The organism is Peptoniphilus sp. KCTC 25270, from assembly GCF_021012875.1.
Lineage (GTDB): Bacteria > Bacillota > Clostridia > Tissierellales > Peptoniphilaceae > JAJMZJ01.
Genome location: NZ_JAJMZJ010000001.1, coordinates 234,486 through 249,131, shown reverse-complemented (window position 1 = coordinate 249,131; position 14,646 = coordinate 234,486). Strand labels below are relative to the sequence as shown.

Here is a 14,646-nt window from a genome sequence, read left to right as displayed (position 1 = left end):
GGTACATAGCAGATAGAAGATGTTGGTGCATAAAATACATAAGGAGGGATTTTATGTATAAAAAAATACTCGTACCGATTGATGGTTCTGAACATTCTTTGGAAGTTTTGAAAACAGCGGAAGAATTTGCAAAATTAAGCAACGCTCAACTCTATGTTATTACAGTTTCCCCTAACACACATCTTTTAGAGCCTTATCCAACAACCATTCCTATGAAAGATTTAAAGGAAGCCAGCGAAAATCGCTCCAAATTCATTCTTGGAAATGCGGAAGAGGCCTTAACAAATGTAGAAGGTGTACATTATGATTCTCTATTTGGAGCCCCTGCAAAGGCAATTGTTGAATACGCAGAAGAAAATGATATGGATTTGATTCTAATCGGAAATCGTGGATTAGGCGCTTTTTCAAGAACTCTATTGGGATCTGTTTCTGCTAGAGTCATCAACTTATCGAAATGCCCCGTTTTGGTTATTAAAAATTCTCACGAAGAGGAATAAAAAAGAAAAAACCATTCCAATTGGAATGGTTTTTTTATGTAACTCCGCATAAGCCGGCCCTATATTAATTCAGACCCGCCTTAAAGTAAGGTGGGTAATTCGTTAACTACGTCTAACTTCCACTCCGTGGAGGCTTGTTATAGTTAGCTAAACACAATTTCCCGTGTCTGATTTGTCGGTTGAATTAAGATAAGGGTATCGTACTCCGCAGAGTTTCTTCTCTTTTATTATAAAACGAATTTCTCTCTTTATCAAGTCAACCTTATAATTCCATTTTATCTTTCATATCTTTGGGAATAGGGGCTGTAAACTTCATTTTTACACCTTTTCTAGGATGAAGAATCGAAAGATTTTCCACATGTAATAAGGTGCGAGGAGCTAAATTTTCTTTCCCTCCGTACAAAACATCCCCTAAAACAGGATGTCCAATGGATTTTAAGTGGCAACGAATTTGATGCGTTCTTCCGGTTTCTAACGTTACCTTCAACACCGTGGCATTTTCCAAGTGCTTTATAGGCCAAAGATTGGTTATGGCTTCTTGCCCATCTTCACGAATCTCTCGAACCATAGAATCTTCTCCCATTCCTATGGGCTTTTCAATTCGCATTGGTTCTAAAATTTTTCCTTCCACTACTGTAATGTATTCTTTTTCTTTGGTATGGTATAACTCCATCTTTCGCAATGCATAAGGATTTTTTGCCACTACCATAACCCCAGTTGTATCTTTATCCAAACGCCCTAAAATACGAATTTTTCTATGAATATTGTTCTTTCGAAAATAATCGGCAATTTCATTGGCAAAAGTATGGTCGGGATGGGTCCGGCAAGGCATAATCGCAAGACCTGGACTTTTATTTACTACCAAAAGATCTTCATCTTCATAGAGAATTTCCTGTTGAAATTCTACACTTGGAATTTGAATTTCTTCCTCTTCAAAAACGATGCGAATTTCGTCCCCTTTTTCTAAAGGCATGGTTTTGTAAGAAGGGGCCTCATTTACAAAAATTCTTCCTTCTCGAAATACTTTTCCTATAAACTTTTGTGAAAATTTTTTCTCTTGTAAAAAATTTCGCAACTCTTTATAATCCCTATCTATAGGGAATTTTAAGTCATCCATCAAAAAAACTCCTTAATTTTATCCTTTTCATTTCTCTCTAGATAATATAGGATATAAGTAATCTATACAATCACAGAAAGGAAAACTTATGAGCGAAAGAATAATCAATGTCCTTTCTAATGCAAATTATGAAAGTCGTAAAACAACAAAAAAATTAATTCAAAAACTAAAAGAAAATAACTTTACCCCTGTAACAAAAGTGCATCCTAACGCGGAGTTAACCATTACCGTGGGTGGAGATGGGGCCTTTATTAAAGCGGTAAACCGAAGCCATTTCTCCGAAACGCCCATTGTGGGAATTAATACGGGACACTTGGGCTTCTTTCAAGAAGTCGATCCAAATAATGTCGATCAATTTATTGCAGATTATTTGGACAAAAATTATCACATTGAACCTACCTATCTAATTGGAGCCGAAATCTTTACAAAAAACCGTTCTTTTTTTCTCCATGCCGTAAATGAAATTGTCTTAAAGGCACAAAATTCTAAGGTTATTCATATGAATATTTTTATAAATCATACGCACCTAGAAAAATTTTCTGGAGATGGAATGATGGTTTCTACCCCTTCTGGATCAACCGGTTACAATCTTTCCGCTGGGGGAAGTATCGTTCACCCTTCGATTAAAGCCTTGGCCATGACGCCTTTAGCGCCCATTTCCAACCAAGCCTATCGTTCCATGACCTCTACGATTGTTTTACCTGGAGAACATATTATAACCCTAATTCCAGAAAAGCGATACGCCAATAGCAATCTTTTATTGGTCGATGGACAAGAATTTACTTACAACCAATTAAAAAAAATCAACCTACGCATTGCCGATAAACACGTTAACCGCTTGCGAATTGCGGAACAAAATTATTGGGATATTATTAAATCTAAGTTCTTATAAGAAAAAGCCCTCATACAAAATGAGGGCTACTTTTTTTACATTCTTTTGTATCTCGCAATATTTTCATCGCTCATAAATTCATAAGCATCATTAATTTGTTGGAACATTTGGGTTGCATTTGGATTTTTATTAATATCTGGATGATACATTTTTGCCAGCTTCCGATAAGCCAACTTTATTTCGTATTTATCCGCTGTAACAGGAACTCCTAAAGTACGTGCCGCCTCCTCATATTTTACCTTAAATCCGGAAGGGCTTTGAGTCTGTTGATAATATCCCCCTTGTTGTCCTTGATATCCCCTTGAAAAATCATCAAAACCTTGGTCAAAGGGACCGTAGTGCCATTGGAATTGAGCGCCTCCCAAAAAATCTTCAAATTGTTTTCTAAAGGCTTCTTCCCTGGCTTTTTCCTGTTCTTCTTTAATTTTTCTCTGGTATCTCTTTCCGTAGTCTCCCATTTTTTCATAGGTTACATTTTTCCCTAGCAGATGATAATCGGCTTTTTCATAGAAATATTCTGTAATCATATATTGCAAATATTTCAAATAGGAAACGGCTACTGTACCAATTAAAGGAAATAAAAAGATAATAAACAACAAACCAAAGGGTCCAATGCTTCTTCTAGACATTCCCAATGGCAATAAAAATAAAAAGAAAACCAGACAGCCTCCAAATAGGAATAGACTAATGATTACCTGTTGTACCGACTTAAATATTTGAACCAAAAGAGAGACTATAAAAATCAATCCTTCAAAAAAATAATCCAAAACAGTACCGATGACCTTATAAAAATTTCCTAAAATGGAACTCATCGTTTTTTACCCTCTCTATACTTTTCCATAGACTTTATATCTTCCAATACCAAATCCTTCTCTCCCGCTAATGTTTCCAAATGGTGGGTCATTTCGTGAAAAAAAGTTTTGCGCAATTCTTTTTTTACTTCTTCTATAGGCAAAAATCCAAATCGCTCCATAAAAGATCCATAATATAGGACAATGGTTTTTCCTACAACGCTTTGAATGTATTGGCCCATAATTAATAAATCTCCATTTTCACTCTCTGGATGGTATTTAATTTCCTCGGAAAAAATCACTCCACCGTTAAGACCTTGAAACAATCTCTCTGGAATTTCTGCCGCAATTTCATCCAAGGCCTCTCCCATTTCTTCGTATCTAGATAAATCTACCATACGCTCTCCTTTATAAAAAAGAGCAGCTTACGCCGCTCTCACTTTTAGAACTTTTCGCATTTCTTTTACAATTCTTGGCAGTACAATCGCAAGAACTACGATTTTTACCACCAATAGAATCAAGTTAAAAGGCAAACGCCCCATTAAAAGTGTGTTCATTGGCGATCCCAATAATAGGTGTAGCCAATAAGAACCTAAGAACAAATTCAACGGAATGCTAACAATTAAATTGGATAAGACGATTCGAGAAATGGTAATTTCTTTTTTGTAGAAAAACAAACCGTAAACGACTCCTGTTAAAACCGCTGTTAAAGTGAATCCTGGAAAATACGCCCCTGTCGGTTTCAAAATAAACCCTAAAATATCGGCAATTCCCCCAGAAATTCCAGCTGTTACGGGCCCTAATAAGGCTCCATTCACTACTATTGCAATAAATGCAAAGGTGATTCTTTGGTTTACTCCCAAATCGATACCCAAAATCCGTGTCAAAATAATTTGCACAGCAATGAGTACACCTGCTAACACAATTCTTTGTACTTTTGTCATATTCTTCCTCCTTGAAATGCCGCCTAAAGAGGATGGCAGCGGATGCAACAAAAGATCGTAAGCCCTCTTCGCTTTTCGTTTGAAGGCAACTTCCCATCCTTCAACACTTGACGCCTTTTGTCTACTCTAACCTTAAGAATATATTATATCACGATTTTTTATTCCGTGTATTTTTTCTTTTATTTTGCATCAACTACGCCCAAATAAATTTCTCCTGTCCCAACATCCATCGTAACAAATTTCGCATTATTTAATATTTCTACGGCATTTTTTGCCCCTACAATGGTTGGTTTTCCTGTGTTTACAGCCACAATCGCCGCAGAAGAAGTCATTCCTTCTTCTTCTACAATAAACCCTCCACAGCGTTCAACAAAGGGCATTAAATCTTTGGAGAAATATTTTGCTACCAAAATATCTCCATCGGTAAAATCGCGAGTGAAATCAAAAGAATCATTTACGATTCTTGCCTTTCCAATCACCGTTCCCTTACCAATTCCCGTTCCTCGTAAAGCAACCTTTGAAACTTGATGCACTTTAATTAAATTGGTGCTTCCCGTTTTTCCTGTAGGAATTCCCGCAATTAAAATTACCAAATCTCCATCTTGGACTTTCCCTTGTTTTTTTGCCACATCAATGGTGTCGTTAATAATATCTTTTGAACTTTCATTTCCTAAAAGCCCTTCGATTCCCCAATGTAGCGACATTTGTCGCAAAGCTTTTTCATCAGGAGTTACCGCAATAATGGGAATTTCTGGTTGAAATTTCGCCACAGCACGAGAGGAATATCCCGTTGTGGTTGCAACAACTATGGCCTTTGCTCCCAACTCTCTTGCCATTTCGCAAGTATTACGAGCAATTACATTGGTTGTTGTCGTTTCAATAATATGGCGAGAACGTTCCAAAATCCCGCCGTAATCCAAAGATTTTTCTGTAGCAACGGCAATGCGGGCCATGGTTTCTACCGCTTCTAAAGGATAGCGTCCACTGGCGGTTTCCCCAGAAAGCATAATACAGCTGGTCCCATCAATAATTGCATTGGCAACATCTGAGGCTTCGGCTCGAGTTGGTCGTGGATTTCGTATCATAGAATCCAACATTTGTGTCGCTGTAATAACAGGGATTCCTTCGGCTATGGTTTTTTGAATCATGGATTTTTGTACCAATGGAACAAGCTCTGTTTCAATTTCTACGCCTAAATCTCCACGAGCCACCATAATTCCATCTGCCAAATCAATAATGGCGTCCATATTTTCTACGCCTTCTTGATTTTCGATTTTCGCAATGATTTTTATATCGTTTCCGTGATTTTTTTCCAATACTTCACGAATCGCCAAAATATCTTCTCCCCGACGAATAAAGGAAGCGGCAATAAAATCTACGTCTTGTTCTATTCCAAATACAATATCAGAAATATCTTTTTCCGTTAAAGAAGGCAGACGAATCAAAGCCCGCGGCACATTGATTCCCTTATTTTTGGCAATAAATCCATCGTTTAAGGCCCGAGTCGTAATCTTTCCTTCTTGAATATCTACAACTTCCAATTCCAACAACCCGTCATCTACAAGGATTTTTTGTCCAATGACAACGTCCTTCCACAATTCTTTATAGGTAATGGAAATTTCTCTTTCTGTTCCTTCTATGTCTTCAGATAGAAAATCGTACAAATCTCCTTCTTGGATTGGCACCATATTTTCTATATTTTGCGTACGAATTTCTGGACCTTTTGTATCAAGCATAATCGCTATTGGCAATTTTAATTCTTCTCTCACCTTTTTAATACGATCCATAGTTGCTTTATGAGATTCATGATCCCCATGAGAAAAATTGAGTCTTGCTACATTTACCCCTGCAAGAAATAATTTTTTTAACATTTCCTCTGTATCAGAAGCCGGGCCAATGGTCGCAATGATTTTTGTACGTTTCATACCTTCTCCTTATATTGATAGAATTTGCATAGTTTCATACAAACCTAAGTCAATTTCTTTTTTTATAGAGAGAGCTTCTTCTAACTCTATGGTTCTAACTCTCCCTTTATAAATACCCAAAGCAACGGCTGTTTTTTCATCTTTTATGGAACGAACGGCAGCTTCGCCTAAAATACTTGCATTGATTCGGTCTTTTATAATGGGATTTCCACCTCTTTGAATGTAGCCCAAAACCGTTACTCGCGTTACAACTCCCGTTTCTTCTTCTACTTTTTTTGCCAAGTCTTCGGCGTCAATTAAATCTTCTGTTATTAAAATAATGTGGTGGCGTTTCCCTCTATTTTTCCCGATTTTTACTTTCTCCATTACTTTTTCTAAATCCATAGGAATTTCTGGTACAAGAATGCTTTCCGCTCCTCCAGCAATACCAGCATATAGAGCCAAATCTCCACATTTCCGTCCCATAACTTCTACAATATTTCCTCGATTGTGAGCGCTAGAGGTATCTCGAATTCTTCCTATGGCTTCTGTAATGGTATCAATGGCTGTAAAAAATCCTATACTCTCCTCTTGGTATCCCAAATCGTTGTCAATGGTGGCCGGAAGAGTCGCTACACGAATTCCTTTTTTAGAAAGCTCCAAAGCTCCACGCATGGAGCCATCCCCTCCCAATACAATTAACAAATCAATTTTGTTCTCTTGTAAAATCTCTACTGCTTTTTCAATTCCTTCTTCCCTTTCCATCCGATCGCAACGGGACGTTCCTAAAATGGTTCCTCCCCGATGAATAATATCGGCTACAGAAGACAGATTCATTTCTTCAAATAAACCATTAAAGATTCCGCAATATCCATCTCGAATTCCAACTACTTCATGTCCATCGTAAATGGCGGTCCGAACAACAGCGCGAATTCCTGCGTTCATTCCTGGAGAATCTCCTCCAGAAGTCAAAACTGCAATTTTGCTCATATTTTCCTCATTTCATCACTACATCTGTATCTATTTTTACCAGTTTCGATAAATCTTCCCTTAAATTTTGATCTCCCAAATGGCTCGTCCATAATTCCCGAGGCAAACCGACCGCTTGTTTCTCTTCTTCAAAATACGCAACAACCTCTGTATCCCCGGGATGTTTTAATAAAATAGACTCCAACTCTTTTAGACAATCTCTATTTTTTATGCGAATGTACATTTTTTCTTTGTCATAATCGGTTAAGGGAAGAATGGATTCTACAATAATCTTAGGCTCTTCTACATCAGATCCTTCCAATCGCCCTCTCACTTCTACCACTTGATCTTCTTCAAAAACACCAGGAGAAATGTTTTGAAGAGTTTTCGGGAAAATAACCAAGTCCACCGTACCAAATAAATCTTCTAAAACCCCAAAGGCCATCATGGTATTTTTCTTGGTAATCATGGTCCTCTTTTCTTTGATCATCCCGCCAATGCGAATGGAACGCCCCATTCCATCTTCTTGATGATTTTCATAAATCTCCGCCGTATTCATAGAGGTTACACGTTTTAAGCTCTTTGTATAGGAATCCAAAGGATGCCCCGAAACATAAACGCCTAAGACTTGTTGTTCCATTTCCAACTTTCGCTTTTTATCAAAATCATGTAAATTGGGCAGATTATCTCCTGAAACTTCTTCTCTTGATTCAAACAAAGAAAATTGTCCCATAATATTGTTTTTGGATTCCGATTGAATGCTTTGCATCATCTTTTCAAAAACTGCCAAATATTGTGCACGATTTCCCCCTAATACATCAAAAGCTCCTGCATGAATTAAACTTTCCATGGCTCGACGATTTATAGAGGCATTTTCTTCTTTGTTGACTCGGCGAAGAAAATCGGTCATAGAAGTAAATTCGCCGCCTTTTTCTCTCGCCGAAACAATAGCGTCAATAAAGTTTCCTCCTACGTTTTTAATCCCTTTTAGTCCAAAACGAATGGATTGATTTTCCACGGTAAATTTTAATTTTGATTTGTTAATATCAGGAGGCAAAACCTCAATCCCCAACCGCTTACATTCTTCAATGTATAAACTTACGTGGCGAGTATCGGACATAAAGGAGGTAATTTGCGCAGCCATAAATTCCACGGGATAATAATATTTTAGCCACGCCGTACGGTAGGCTACAACGGCATAGGCAACCGAATGGCTCTTGTTAAACGCATAGTTGGCAAAATCAATCATCAAGTCGTAAATTTCATTGGCACTTTTATCGTCCACCCCATTGCGAACGGCTCCGTTTACAACAATTTCTCCCTCATTATCCAATTGTCCATAAATGAAATTTTGTCGTTCCTGTTCCATTACAGACATCTTTTTCTTACTCATAGCACGACGTACCAAATCTGCTCGTCCTAGAGAATATCCTCCGACCCTTCGAACAATTTCCATTACCTGTTCCTGATAGACAATACATCCATAGGTTTCCTCTAAGATATCCTTTACGGCTTCATGAGGATAGGAAATTTTAGAGGGATCGTGTTTGGATTCGCAAAATTTTGGAATTTGATTCATTGGTCCTGGTCGGAATAGAGCATTGGCCGCGGCCAAATCTTCGAACTTAGAAGGTTTCAATTCCTTTAAGAAATTTCGCATTCCCCCCGATTCAAATTGAAATACCCCTAGGGTTTCTGCTTTTTCAAACATTTCCAAAACTTTCGGATCGTTATAATCCAAATGAGAAAAATCGATTTCTATTCCTTGTTCTTCCCTTATATGATCAATGGCATCTCGAATTACCGTTAACGTTCGAAGACCTAAGAAATCCATTTTTAATAGGCCCAACTCTTCCAATTCAATCATATTAAATTGAGTAGAGATAATTTCTCCGTTTCTCGTTAAAGGAACGTAATCGGTTATTTTATTTTGAGAAATAACCACCCCTGCTGCATGAGTGGAGGTGTGGCGAGGCATCCCCTCAATTTTCGATGCAATTTCTAAAAGATTTCGTATCTCTTGATCCTTCGTTTTTTCTTCCCGCAAACTTGGAGAAATTTCCATCGCCCGTTCCAAAGTAATATTTAATTCATTGGGGATTTGTTTGGCCACATAATCTACTCGTCCATAAGGAATGTCCAAAGCTCGCCCCGCATCTCGAATGGCCGCTCTTGCCCCTAGGGTTCCAAAGGTTACAATTTGGGCCACGTGATCATGCCCGTATTTTTCAATTACGTAATCAATAACTTCTTCTCTCCGCTCGTAACAAAAATCCACGTCAATATCCGGCATACTTACACGTTCTGGATTCAAAAATCGTTCAAAAAGCAAACCAAATTCCAAAGGATCTACATCAATAATATCCAAAGCATAGGAAACGATACTTCCTGCGGCAGAACCACGACCTGGCCCTACTTCGATTTTATTTTCTTTTGCGTAGCGAATAAAATCCCATACAATCAAAAAATAATCCGTATATCCCATATCAATAATGGTCTGCAATTCATATTCCGTTCTCTCTCGGATTTCTTCTGTAATTTCTTGGTATTTTTCCTTTAACCCCTTTTCCACCAATTCTCGAAGATACTCTATATTGGTATATCCCTCTGGCAAAGCGAAATACGGTAGATGAAGATTGTGAAATTCCAATTCTACGTTGCAACGGTCTGCAATTTTCTGTGTATTCTCTAAGGCTTCTGGCACATTAGGGAAAAGTTCCGCCATTTGTTCTGGACTTTTCAAATAAAATTCTTCTGTTGGAAAACGCATCCGCTTTTCTTGGTCAATGGTCGATCCGGTTTGAATGCACAATAATACGTCGTGGGGGCTGGCGTCTTCTTTTCTTAAATAATGCACGTCATTGGAGCAAATCAACTCCAAGCCCATTTCCTTAGAAAGGGTTAGTAAATCTTGATTGACTTCCTTTTGCTCTCGAATTCCATGGTCCTGCAATTCTAAGAAAAAATTCTCTTTCCCAAAAATATCAATATACGTCTGAGCGGCTTCTTTTGCGCTTTGATATTGACCGTTCATTAATTTGTATTGAACTTCTCCCCCAAGACACGCGCTGGTTGCAATGATTCCCTTACTATATTTCCGTAAAATCTCGTAATCCACTCTTGGTTTATAATAGAATCCATCTACGAATCCTTCGCTAACAATTCGCATTAAATTTTCGTAGCCTTCGTTGTTCTCTGCAAGCAAAACCAAATGAAAACGACGATTGCTTCGTTCTTGCACAGAAATAGGATCGTGAGTTACATAGACTTCACAACCTAAAACGGGTTTGATTTCTGCCTCTTTGCAGGCTTTGTAAAATTGTACCATTCCATACATATTTCCATGGTCTGTTAAGGCCACTGCATTCATCCCCAACTGTTTTGCTTTTTGGGGCAATTCTGCAATTTTTGTAAAACCATCCAATAGAGAATATTCACTATGAAGATGCAAATGAACAAAATTTGGTTTGGTTGACATAGACACCTCAAATCTTTTTTTAGACAAAAAGAGAGCTCATCTTCGACAAGCTCTGATTTTTTCTCGTTATTTCAAACTTATTTTATTCCACTTTCAATCAATTCCACAAGGCCTTGAATCGCCTCGTCTTCATCAGCGCCATCTGCACGTATCAACATTTCTTGCCCTGAAAAAATTCCCAAGCTCATAATTCCAATAATGCTTTTGGCGTTCACTTCTTCTTGTTCACTTGTCAATGTTATATCTGAAGTATATTGATTGGCTTTACGCACAAACATAGCAGCGGCTCTTGCGTGTAAACCTTCTTCATTTTTAAGTACTACAGTCGCTTCTTTCATGGTTACTCTCCTCTCAGACGATCGGCTTGATCGCGTAATTTTTTTAGTCTGCGGTTTACACCACTTTTAGACATAGGAGGCGAAAAGGATTCGCCTATTTCCAGAAGACTCGCCTCTGGATTTTCCATACGGTACTCTGCAATCTTCTGCAGGTCTTCTTCTAATGCACTTAATCCAATGGTTTCTTTTATTATTGTTATGTCTTCTATTTGTCGCATACTTGCTTCTATGGTCTTTGCTAAATTGGCTGTCTCACAATTTACTAGACGATTTACCCCATTTCGCACGTCTTTCATAACACGTACGGATTCAAAATGCAAAACCGACTGGCTCGCGCCCATATAGGCCAATAAATCCGATATGGACTCTCCCTCTTTCATATATATAATAAAATCATCTTTTCGAGGAATTCCCTTTGAATCGAATCCTGCTTTTTTTAACCAATACATCAAATCTTTTCCGTGCTCTTCATTGCTGCAGATAAATTCTAGATGATAGGCTCGATCTGGATTGGTAATAGAACCAGATCCTAAAAAGCTAGCTCGAATATATCCTGCTAGGGTTTCTTGGTTTCGAATCAATTGAGGATTTAATACGTAATTTGGACTAAATACGTTTTCCAGACTCATAAAATTCGAGTCGCTTAATAAAGTAAGAACGGAGTAAGGATCTTTCAGATGAATTTGATACTGATTCCGTTTTTTTAATTGTCTATTTTTCGTAGCCATAAGCTCTACTTCTTCTGTATAAAGACGTTTTATAAACGTTACCAAACGTCTCGCCACAGAGGCATTTTCTGTAGAAAAATGTAGCCCCAATTCCATGGAAGATTGGAATCGAATGGTGCCACACATTCGCAAAAAAGCTGCAATTTCCGCTGTCATAACCGACAAATCAGAAACGATAATTTTTGATAATTCATCTTTTGCAGATGCTGAAAAACTCATGGAACCACCTCTACTCACTCATATATAAATTATATACTATATTATAAAGCGACGCAATGAAAATTAAAGGGTTTCCAATTCGTCAGAAATTCGCAACAAACGCTGAGAAAGCATTAAGCCATTGTGTCGTACTTGGCCCTTTCTCTCGTCTAAAAAATCTCCCTCTTCGATTTGAATCTTTTTTTCTCGAATTTTCTCTAAAATGTTTTCATCATATTTTACCATCTGAATCGAGCATTCCTTACGATAAAAATCTTGTGCCTCTTTCGAAATTTCGGTTGTGTTCAAAAGCAAATGAGTGATTCGATTTTTTAATCCATGTTCCTCCAAGGCTTGAATATGATCCAGTAACGTCATATCTACGGTTTCGCCCTTTTGGGTCATTATATTGGCAATGTAAACCAAAGGCACTTTTGAATCCAAAATTTCTCTTACTATATCCTGTACCAAAATGGTTGGAATCAAAGAAGTATATAGACTTCCCGGACCGATTACTAAAATATCCGCTTTTCGAATGCTTTCAATGCAATCTCTATTTCCCTTCGCCCCTTCAGGAATTAAGTGAATTTTTTCGATTTTCGTTTGATTTTGAAAAGCATATTTAGGAATCGATGCCTCTCCTATTTTCTCTGTTCCATCAGAAAATTCTGCCAACAATTGTACGTCTTCTACAGTCATAGGTAGAACTTGTCCTGTGATTTTTAATATTTGAGAAAGACGCTTAATGGCTTCTTCAAAATTCCCGTAGATATCCACCAAAGCTGCTATTAATAAGTTCCCAAAATTTTGTCCATCTAAAGGTCCTTCGTCATAGCGGTAATTCAATAATTTTTCTAGAGCCGGCTCTGTATTGGCCAGAGAAACCAAACAAGAACGGACATCTCCTGGAGGTAAAATTCCTTTTTCCCTGCGAAGTCTTCCGCTACCTCCCCCATCATCAGCCATGGTTACAATGGCGGTAATTTCATCAGAAAATCTCTTTAGGCCGACCAAAAGGCTAGATAATCCTGTACCTCCGCCAAACACAACAAATCTAGGTTCTCGCATAGAATCACCTCAAATCCCTGTGGTCTACTTCTACCAAGAAATCTTTCTCACGAAAGGCTTCTCCCAAGGTCTCAGCGATGGCTACCGAGCGATGGTATCCCCCTGTACATCCAATTCCTATAGTAATATGATTTTTCCCTTCTGTGGCATAGAAAGGCGCCATGGTCTTTACCAAATCTACATATTTTTCCACAAAAATATTGGCTTGATCCCAACGGAAAATAAAATTCTGAATTTCTTCTGATAGTCCATTTTTTGGCTTTAATTCTTCAATGTAATAAGGATTTGGCAAAAAACGAACATCGAAAACCAAATCCGCTTCCGCTAAGATTCCATTTTTGAACCCAAAACTAATAATCGACAACTGAAAGCGATCCTCTTCTTGGTTTACAATGGTTTTTAGTTTTAATCTCAAGCTATAGTTATTCAATTTTGAAGTATCAATAATATAATCGGCCCGGGAACGAAGAGCGCTCATAATTACCCGCTCTTCTTTTATTCCTCTTTGAATGCTGTCATTCAAAGGATGAGGCCGACGCAATTCCTTGTAGCGTTTAATTAAAACAGCATCATCTGCTTCTAAAAACACTACTTTCATCTCATCGGTACGGTCTTGCAATTCTTGCAAAGCCAATTCAATTTCTTGGAAAAACTCTCGACTGCGAATGTCCGAAACCAGTGCTACTAGAGGCATCTTGGCTTCTTTAGCTATTTCGACAAACTTTGTCATAAGTTTGGGAGGCAAATTATCAACACAATAATACCCCATATCTTCTGCTGCCTTTAATGCTTGTGATTTTCCTGCTCCTGAAAGTCCCGAGATGATGAGTAATTTCATATTATTCTCCTAACACTTTTACCTCAGTTTCCAACTCTACTCCATGTTTTAATCGAACCGCTTCTTGAACTAGGCGAATCAATTCTACTACATCTTGACAAGTTGCATTGTCGCGATTGATTACGAATCCACAATGTTTTTCCGAAACTTGTGCTCCCCCATGGCGTAACCCGCGCAATCCTGCTTGATCAATCAATTGTCCCGCAAAATATCCAACAGGACGCTTAAATGTACTTCCTGCACTCGGCCACTCTAAGGGTTGTTTTGTTTCTCTTCGGTTCCACAAATCTTCCATTTTCTCCGTAATGGCTTCCTTGTCTCCTTCTTTTAGATGAAATTTTGTTTCCAACACGGCCAAATGATCTTCCAAAACTCTGGAATGGCGATAAATGAAATGCATATCTTCATTCAAATACTCCACTACATTTCCCTTTGGATCAAGAGAAATGACAGAATGTACTACGTCTTTCATCTCTCCATCATAAGCTCCAGCATTCATTGTCATCGCACCGCCAACAGAGCCCGGAATTCCATGGGCAAACTCCAATCCTGTTAAGCCTTCCTCTCGAGCAAATTCTGCTACCGCTTTCAAAGTGGCCCCGCTTTCTGCAATAACCATATTCCCTTCTCTGCGAATTCCGTTCATTTTTTTCATTCGCAAAACAGCACCGCGAAGACCCTTATCAGAAACCAGCATATTGCTTCCTTCCCCCATTACCATATAAGGGGTCTTGTCCTCCTTTAATTGAATCATCCAATTTTTTAATTCCTCTGCTGTTTCCGGCTCGATTAAAAAATCTACAGGACCTCCAATTCGAAAGCTGGTAATTTCCTTCATAGGAAAATTTTCTTTCACATTCTCTCTATTTGAATAATTCATATTC

General features: G+C 38.1%; 14 protein-coding genes, 1 other RNA gene and 1 riboswitch. Of the genes, 2 read left to right on the top strand and 13 right to left on the bottom strand.

Annotation, left to right across the window (positions count from 1 at the left end; genetic code table 11):
- The first annotated feature begins 53 nt into the window (after positions 1-53).
- On the top strand, positions 54-497 hold the full coding sequence (locus LQU94_RS01195; RefSeq protein WP_230634450.1) for a universal stress protein: 444 nt from the start codon (positions 54-56) through the stop codon (positions 495-497).
- 37 nt (positions 498-534) lie between these two features.
- Here LQU94_RS01195 and ssrS read toward each other — a convergent pair.
- Positions 535-714: non-coding RNA, 6S RNA (ssrS, locus tag LQU94_RS01190), on the bottom strand.
- Between the two features lie 45 nt (positions 715-759).
- Entirely contained in the window at positions 760-1,614 is an 855-nt protein-coding gene (locus LQU94_RS01185; RefSeq protein ID WP_230634448.1) for an RluA family pseudouridine synthase, read from the bottom strand.
- An 88-nt stretch (positions 1,615-1,702) separates the two neighbouring features.
- On the opposite strand from LQU94_RS01185, the gene LQU94_RS01180 reads away from it, so the two are divergent.
- Positions 1,703-2,506, top strand: a complete 804-nt coding sequence (locus LQU94_RS01180) for an NAD(+)/NADH kinase (RefSeq protein ID WP_230634446.1) — start codon at positions 1,703-1,705, stop codon at positions 2,504-2,506.
- A 35-nt stretch (positions 2,507-2,541) separates the two neighbouring features.
- Here the strand turns inward: LQU94_RS01180 and LQU94_RS01175 are convergent, their stop codons facing one another.
- From LQU94_RS01175 to murB, 11 genes are all read right to left on the bottom strand, one after another.
- The gene (locus LQU94_RS01175; protein WP_230634444.1) at positions 2,542-3,318 is read right to left on the bottom strand and encodes a DnaJ domain-containing protein; all 777 of its coding nucleotides are present in this window, start codon (positions 3,316-3,318) and stop codon (positions 2,542-2,544) included.
- Positions 3,315-3,695 carry a metallopeptidase family protein gene (locus LQU94_RS01170; RefSeq protein WP_230634442.1) on the bottom strand — a complete coding sequence of 127 codons (381 nt, stop codon included), beginning with the start codon at positions 3,693-3,695 and terminating at the stop codon, positions 3,315-3,317. Before LQU94_RS01170 ends, LQU94_RS01175 begins: the two co-directional genes overlap by 4 nt.
- A gap of 27 nt (positions 3,696-3,722) precedes the next feature.
- A complete protein-coding gene (locus LQU94_RS01165) occupies positions 3,723-4,241 on the bottom strand; it encodes a folate family ECF transporter S component (RefSeq protein ID WP_230634440.1) in 519 nt (172 codons plus the stop codon).
- 34 nt (positions 4,242-4,275) lie between these two features.
- A riboswitch (THF riboswitch) is annotated at positions 4,276-4,372 on the bottom strand.
- 48 nt (positions 4,373-4,420) lie between these two features.
- Positions 4,421-6,166: a pyruvate kinase gene (gene pyk, locus LQU94_RS01160; protein ID WP_230634438.1), complete on the bottom strand. Its 1,746-nt coding sequence runs from the start codon at positions 6,164-6,166 to the stop codon at positions 4,421-4,423.
- Between the two features lie 9 nt (positions 6,167-6,175).
- Positions 6,176-7,135: an ATP-dependent 6-phosphofructokinase gene (locus LQU94_RS01155; RefSeq protein ID WP_230634436.1), complete on the bottom strand. Its 960-nt coding sequence runs from the start codon at positions 7,133-7,135 to the stop codon at positions 6,176-6,178.
- A 7-nt stretch (positions 7,136-7,142) separates the two neighbouring features.
- Positions 7,143-10,592, bottom strand: coding sequence for a DNA polymerase III subunit alpha (locus LQU94_RS01150; RefSeq protein ID WP_230634434.1), 3,450 nt, complete (start codon positions 10,590-10,592; stop codon positions 7,143-7,145).
- A gap of 77 nt (positions 10,593-10,669) precedes the next feature.
- Positions 10,670-10,930 carry an HPr family phosphocarrier protein gene (locus tag LQU94_RS01145; protein WP_230634432.1) on the bottom strand — a complete coding sequence of 87 codons (261 nt, stop codon included), beginning with the start codon at positions 10,928-10,930 and terminating at the stop codon, positions 10,670-10,672.
- A 2-nt stretch (positions 10,931-10,932) separates the two neighbouring features.
- Positions 10,933-11,877, bottom strand: coding sequence for a DNA-binding protein WhiA (gene whiA / locus LQU94_RS01140; RefSeq protein ID WP_230634430.1), 945 nt, complete (start codon positions 11,875-11,877; stop codon positions 10,933-10,935).
- A 63-nt stretch (positions 11,878-11,940) separates the two neighbouring features.
- The gene (yvcK, locus tag LQU94_RS01135; RefSeq protein ID WP_230634428.1) at positions 11,941-12,924 is read right to left on the bottom strand and encodes a gluconeogenesis factor YvcK family protein; all 984 of its coding nucleotides are present in this window, start codon (positions 12,922-12,924) and stop codon (positions 11,941-11,943) included.
- Positions 12,925-12,928: 4 nt separating this feature from the next.
- Complete coding sequence (gene rapZ, locus LQU94_RS01130; protein WP_230634425.1) at positions 12,929-13,762, bottom strand: RNase adapter RapZ; 834 nt, start codon at positions 13,760-13,762, stop codon at positions 12,929-12,931.
- A 1-nt stretch (position 13,763) separates the two neighbouring features.
- Positions 13,764-14,642, bottom strand: a complete 879-nt coding sequence (gene murB / locus LQU94_RS01125) for a UDP-N-acetylmuramate dehydrogenase (RefSeq protein ID WP_230634422.1) — start codon at positions 14,640-14,642, stop codon at positions 13,764-13,766.
- Positions 14,643-14,646: the final 4 nt, after the last annotated feature.

What these genes read in the sequence shown, in the direction of transcription:
- LQU94_RS01195 (WP_230634450.1), top strand. Translation starts at nt 54, where the DNA reads ATGTATAAAAAAATACTCGTACCGATTGATGGTTCTGAACATTCTTTG.
- LQU94_RS01185 (WP_230634448.1), bottom strand. Translation starts at nt 1,614, where the DNA reads ATGGATGACTTAAAATTCCCTATAGATAGGGATTATAAAGAGTTGCGA.
- LQU94_RS01180 (WP_230634446.1), top strand. Translation starts at nt 1,703, where the DNA reads ATGAGCGAAAGAATAATCAATGTCCTTTCTAATGCAAATTATGAAAGT.
- LQU94_RS01175 (WP_230634444.1), bottom strand. Translation starts at nt 3,318, where the DNA reads ATGAGTTCCATTTTAGGAAATTTTTATAAGGTCATCGGTACTGTTTTG.
- LQU94_RS01170 (WP_230634442.1), bottom strand. Translation starts at nt 3,695, where the DNA reads ATGGTAGATTTATCTAGATACGAAGAAATGGGAGAGGCCTTGGATGAA.
- LQU94_RS01165 (WP_230634440.1), bottom strand. Translation starts at nt 4,241, where the DNA reads ATGACAAAAGTACAAAGAATTGTGTTAGCAGGTGTACTCATTGCTGTG.
- pyk (WP_230634438.1), bottom strand. Translation starts at nt 6,166, where the DNA reads ATGAAACGTACAAAAATCATTGCGACCATTGGCCCGGCTTCTGATACA.
- LQU94_RS01155 (WP_230634436.1), bottom strand. Translation starts at nt 7,135, where the DNA reads ATGAGCAAAATTGCAGTTTTGACTTCTGGAGGAGATTCTCCAGGAATG.
- LQU94_RS01150 (WP_230634434.1), bottom strand. Translation starts at nt 10,592, where the DNA reads ATGTCAACCAAACCAAATTTTGTTCATTTGCATCTTCATAGTGAATAT.
- LQU94_RS01145 (WP_230634432.1), bottom strand. Translation starts at nt 10,930, where the DNA reads ATGAAAGAAGCGACTGTAGTACTTAAAAATGAAGAAGGTTTACACGCA.
- whiA (WP_230634430.1), bottom strand. Translation starts at nt 11,877, where the DNA reads ATGAGTTTTTCAGCATCTGCAAAAGATGAATTATCAAAAATTATCGTT.
- yvcK (WP_230634428.1), bottom strand. Translation starts at nt 12,924, where the DNA reads ATGCGAGAACCTAGATTTGTTGTGTTTGGCGGAGGTACAGGATTATCT.
- rapZ (WP_230634425.1), bottom strand. Translation starts at nt 13,762, where the DNA reads ATGAAATTACTCATCATCTCGGGACTTTCAGGAGCAGGAAAATCACAA.
- murB (WP_230634422.1), bottom strand. Translation starts at nt 14,642, where the DNA reads ATGAATTATTCAAATAGAGAGAATGTGAAAGAAAATTTTCCTATGAAG.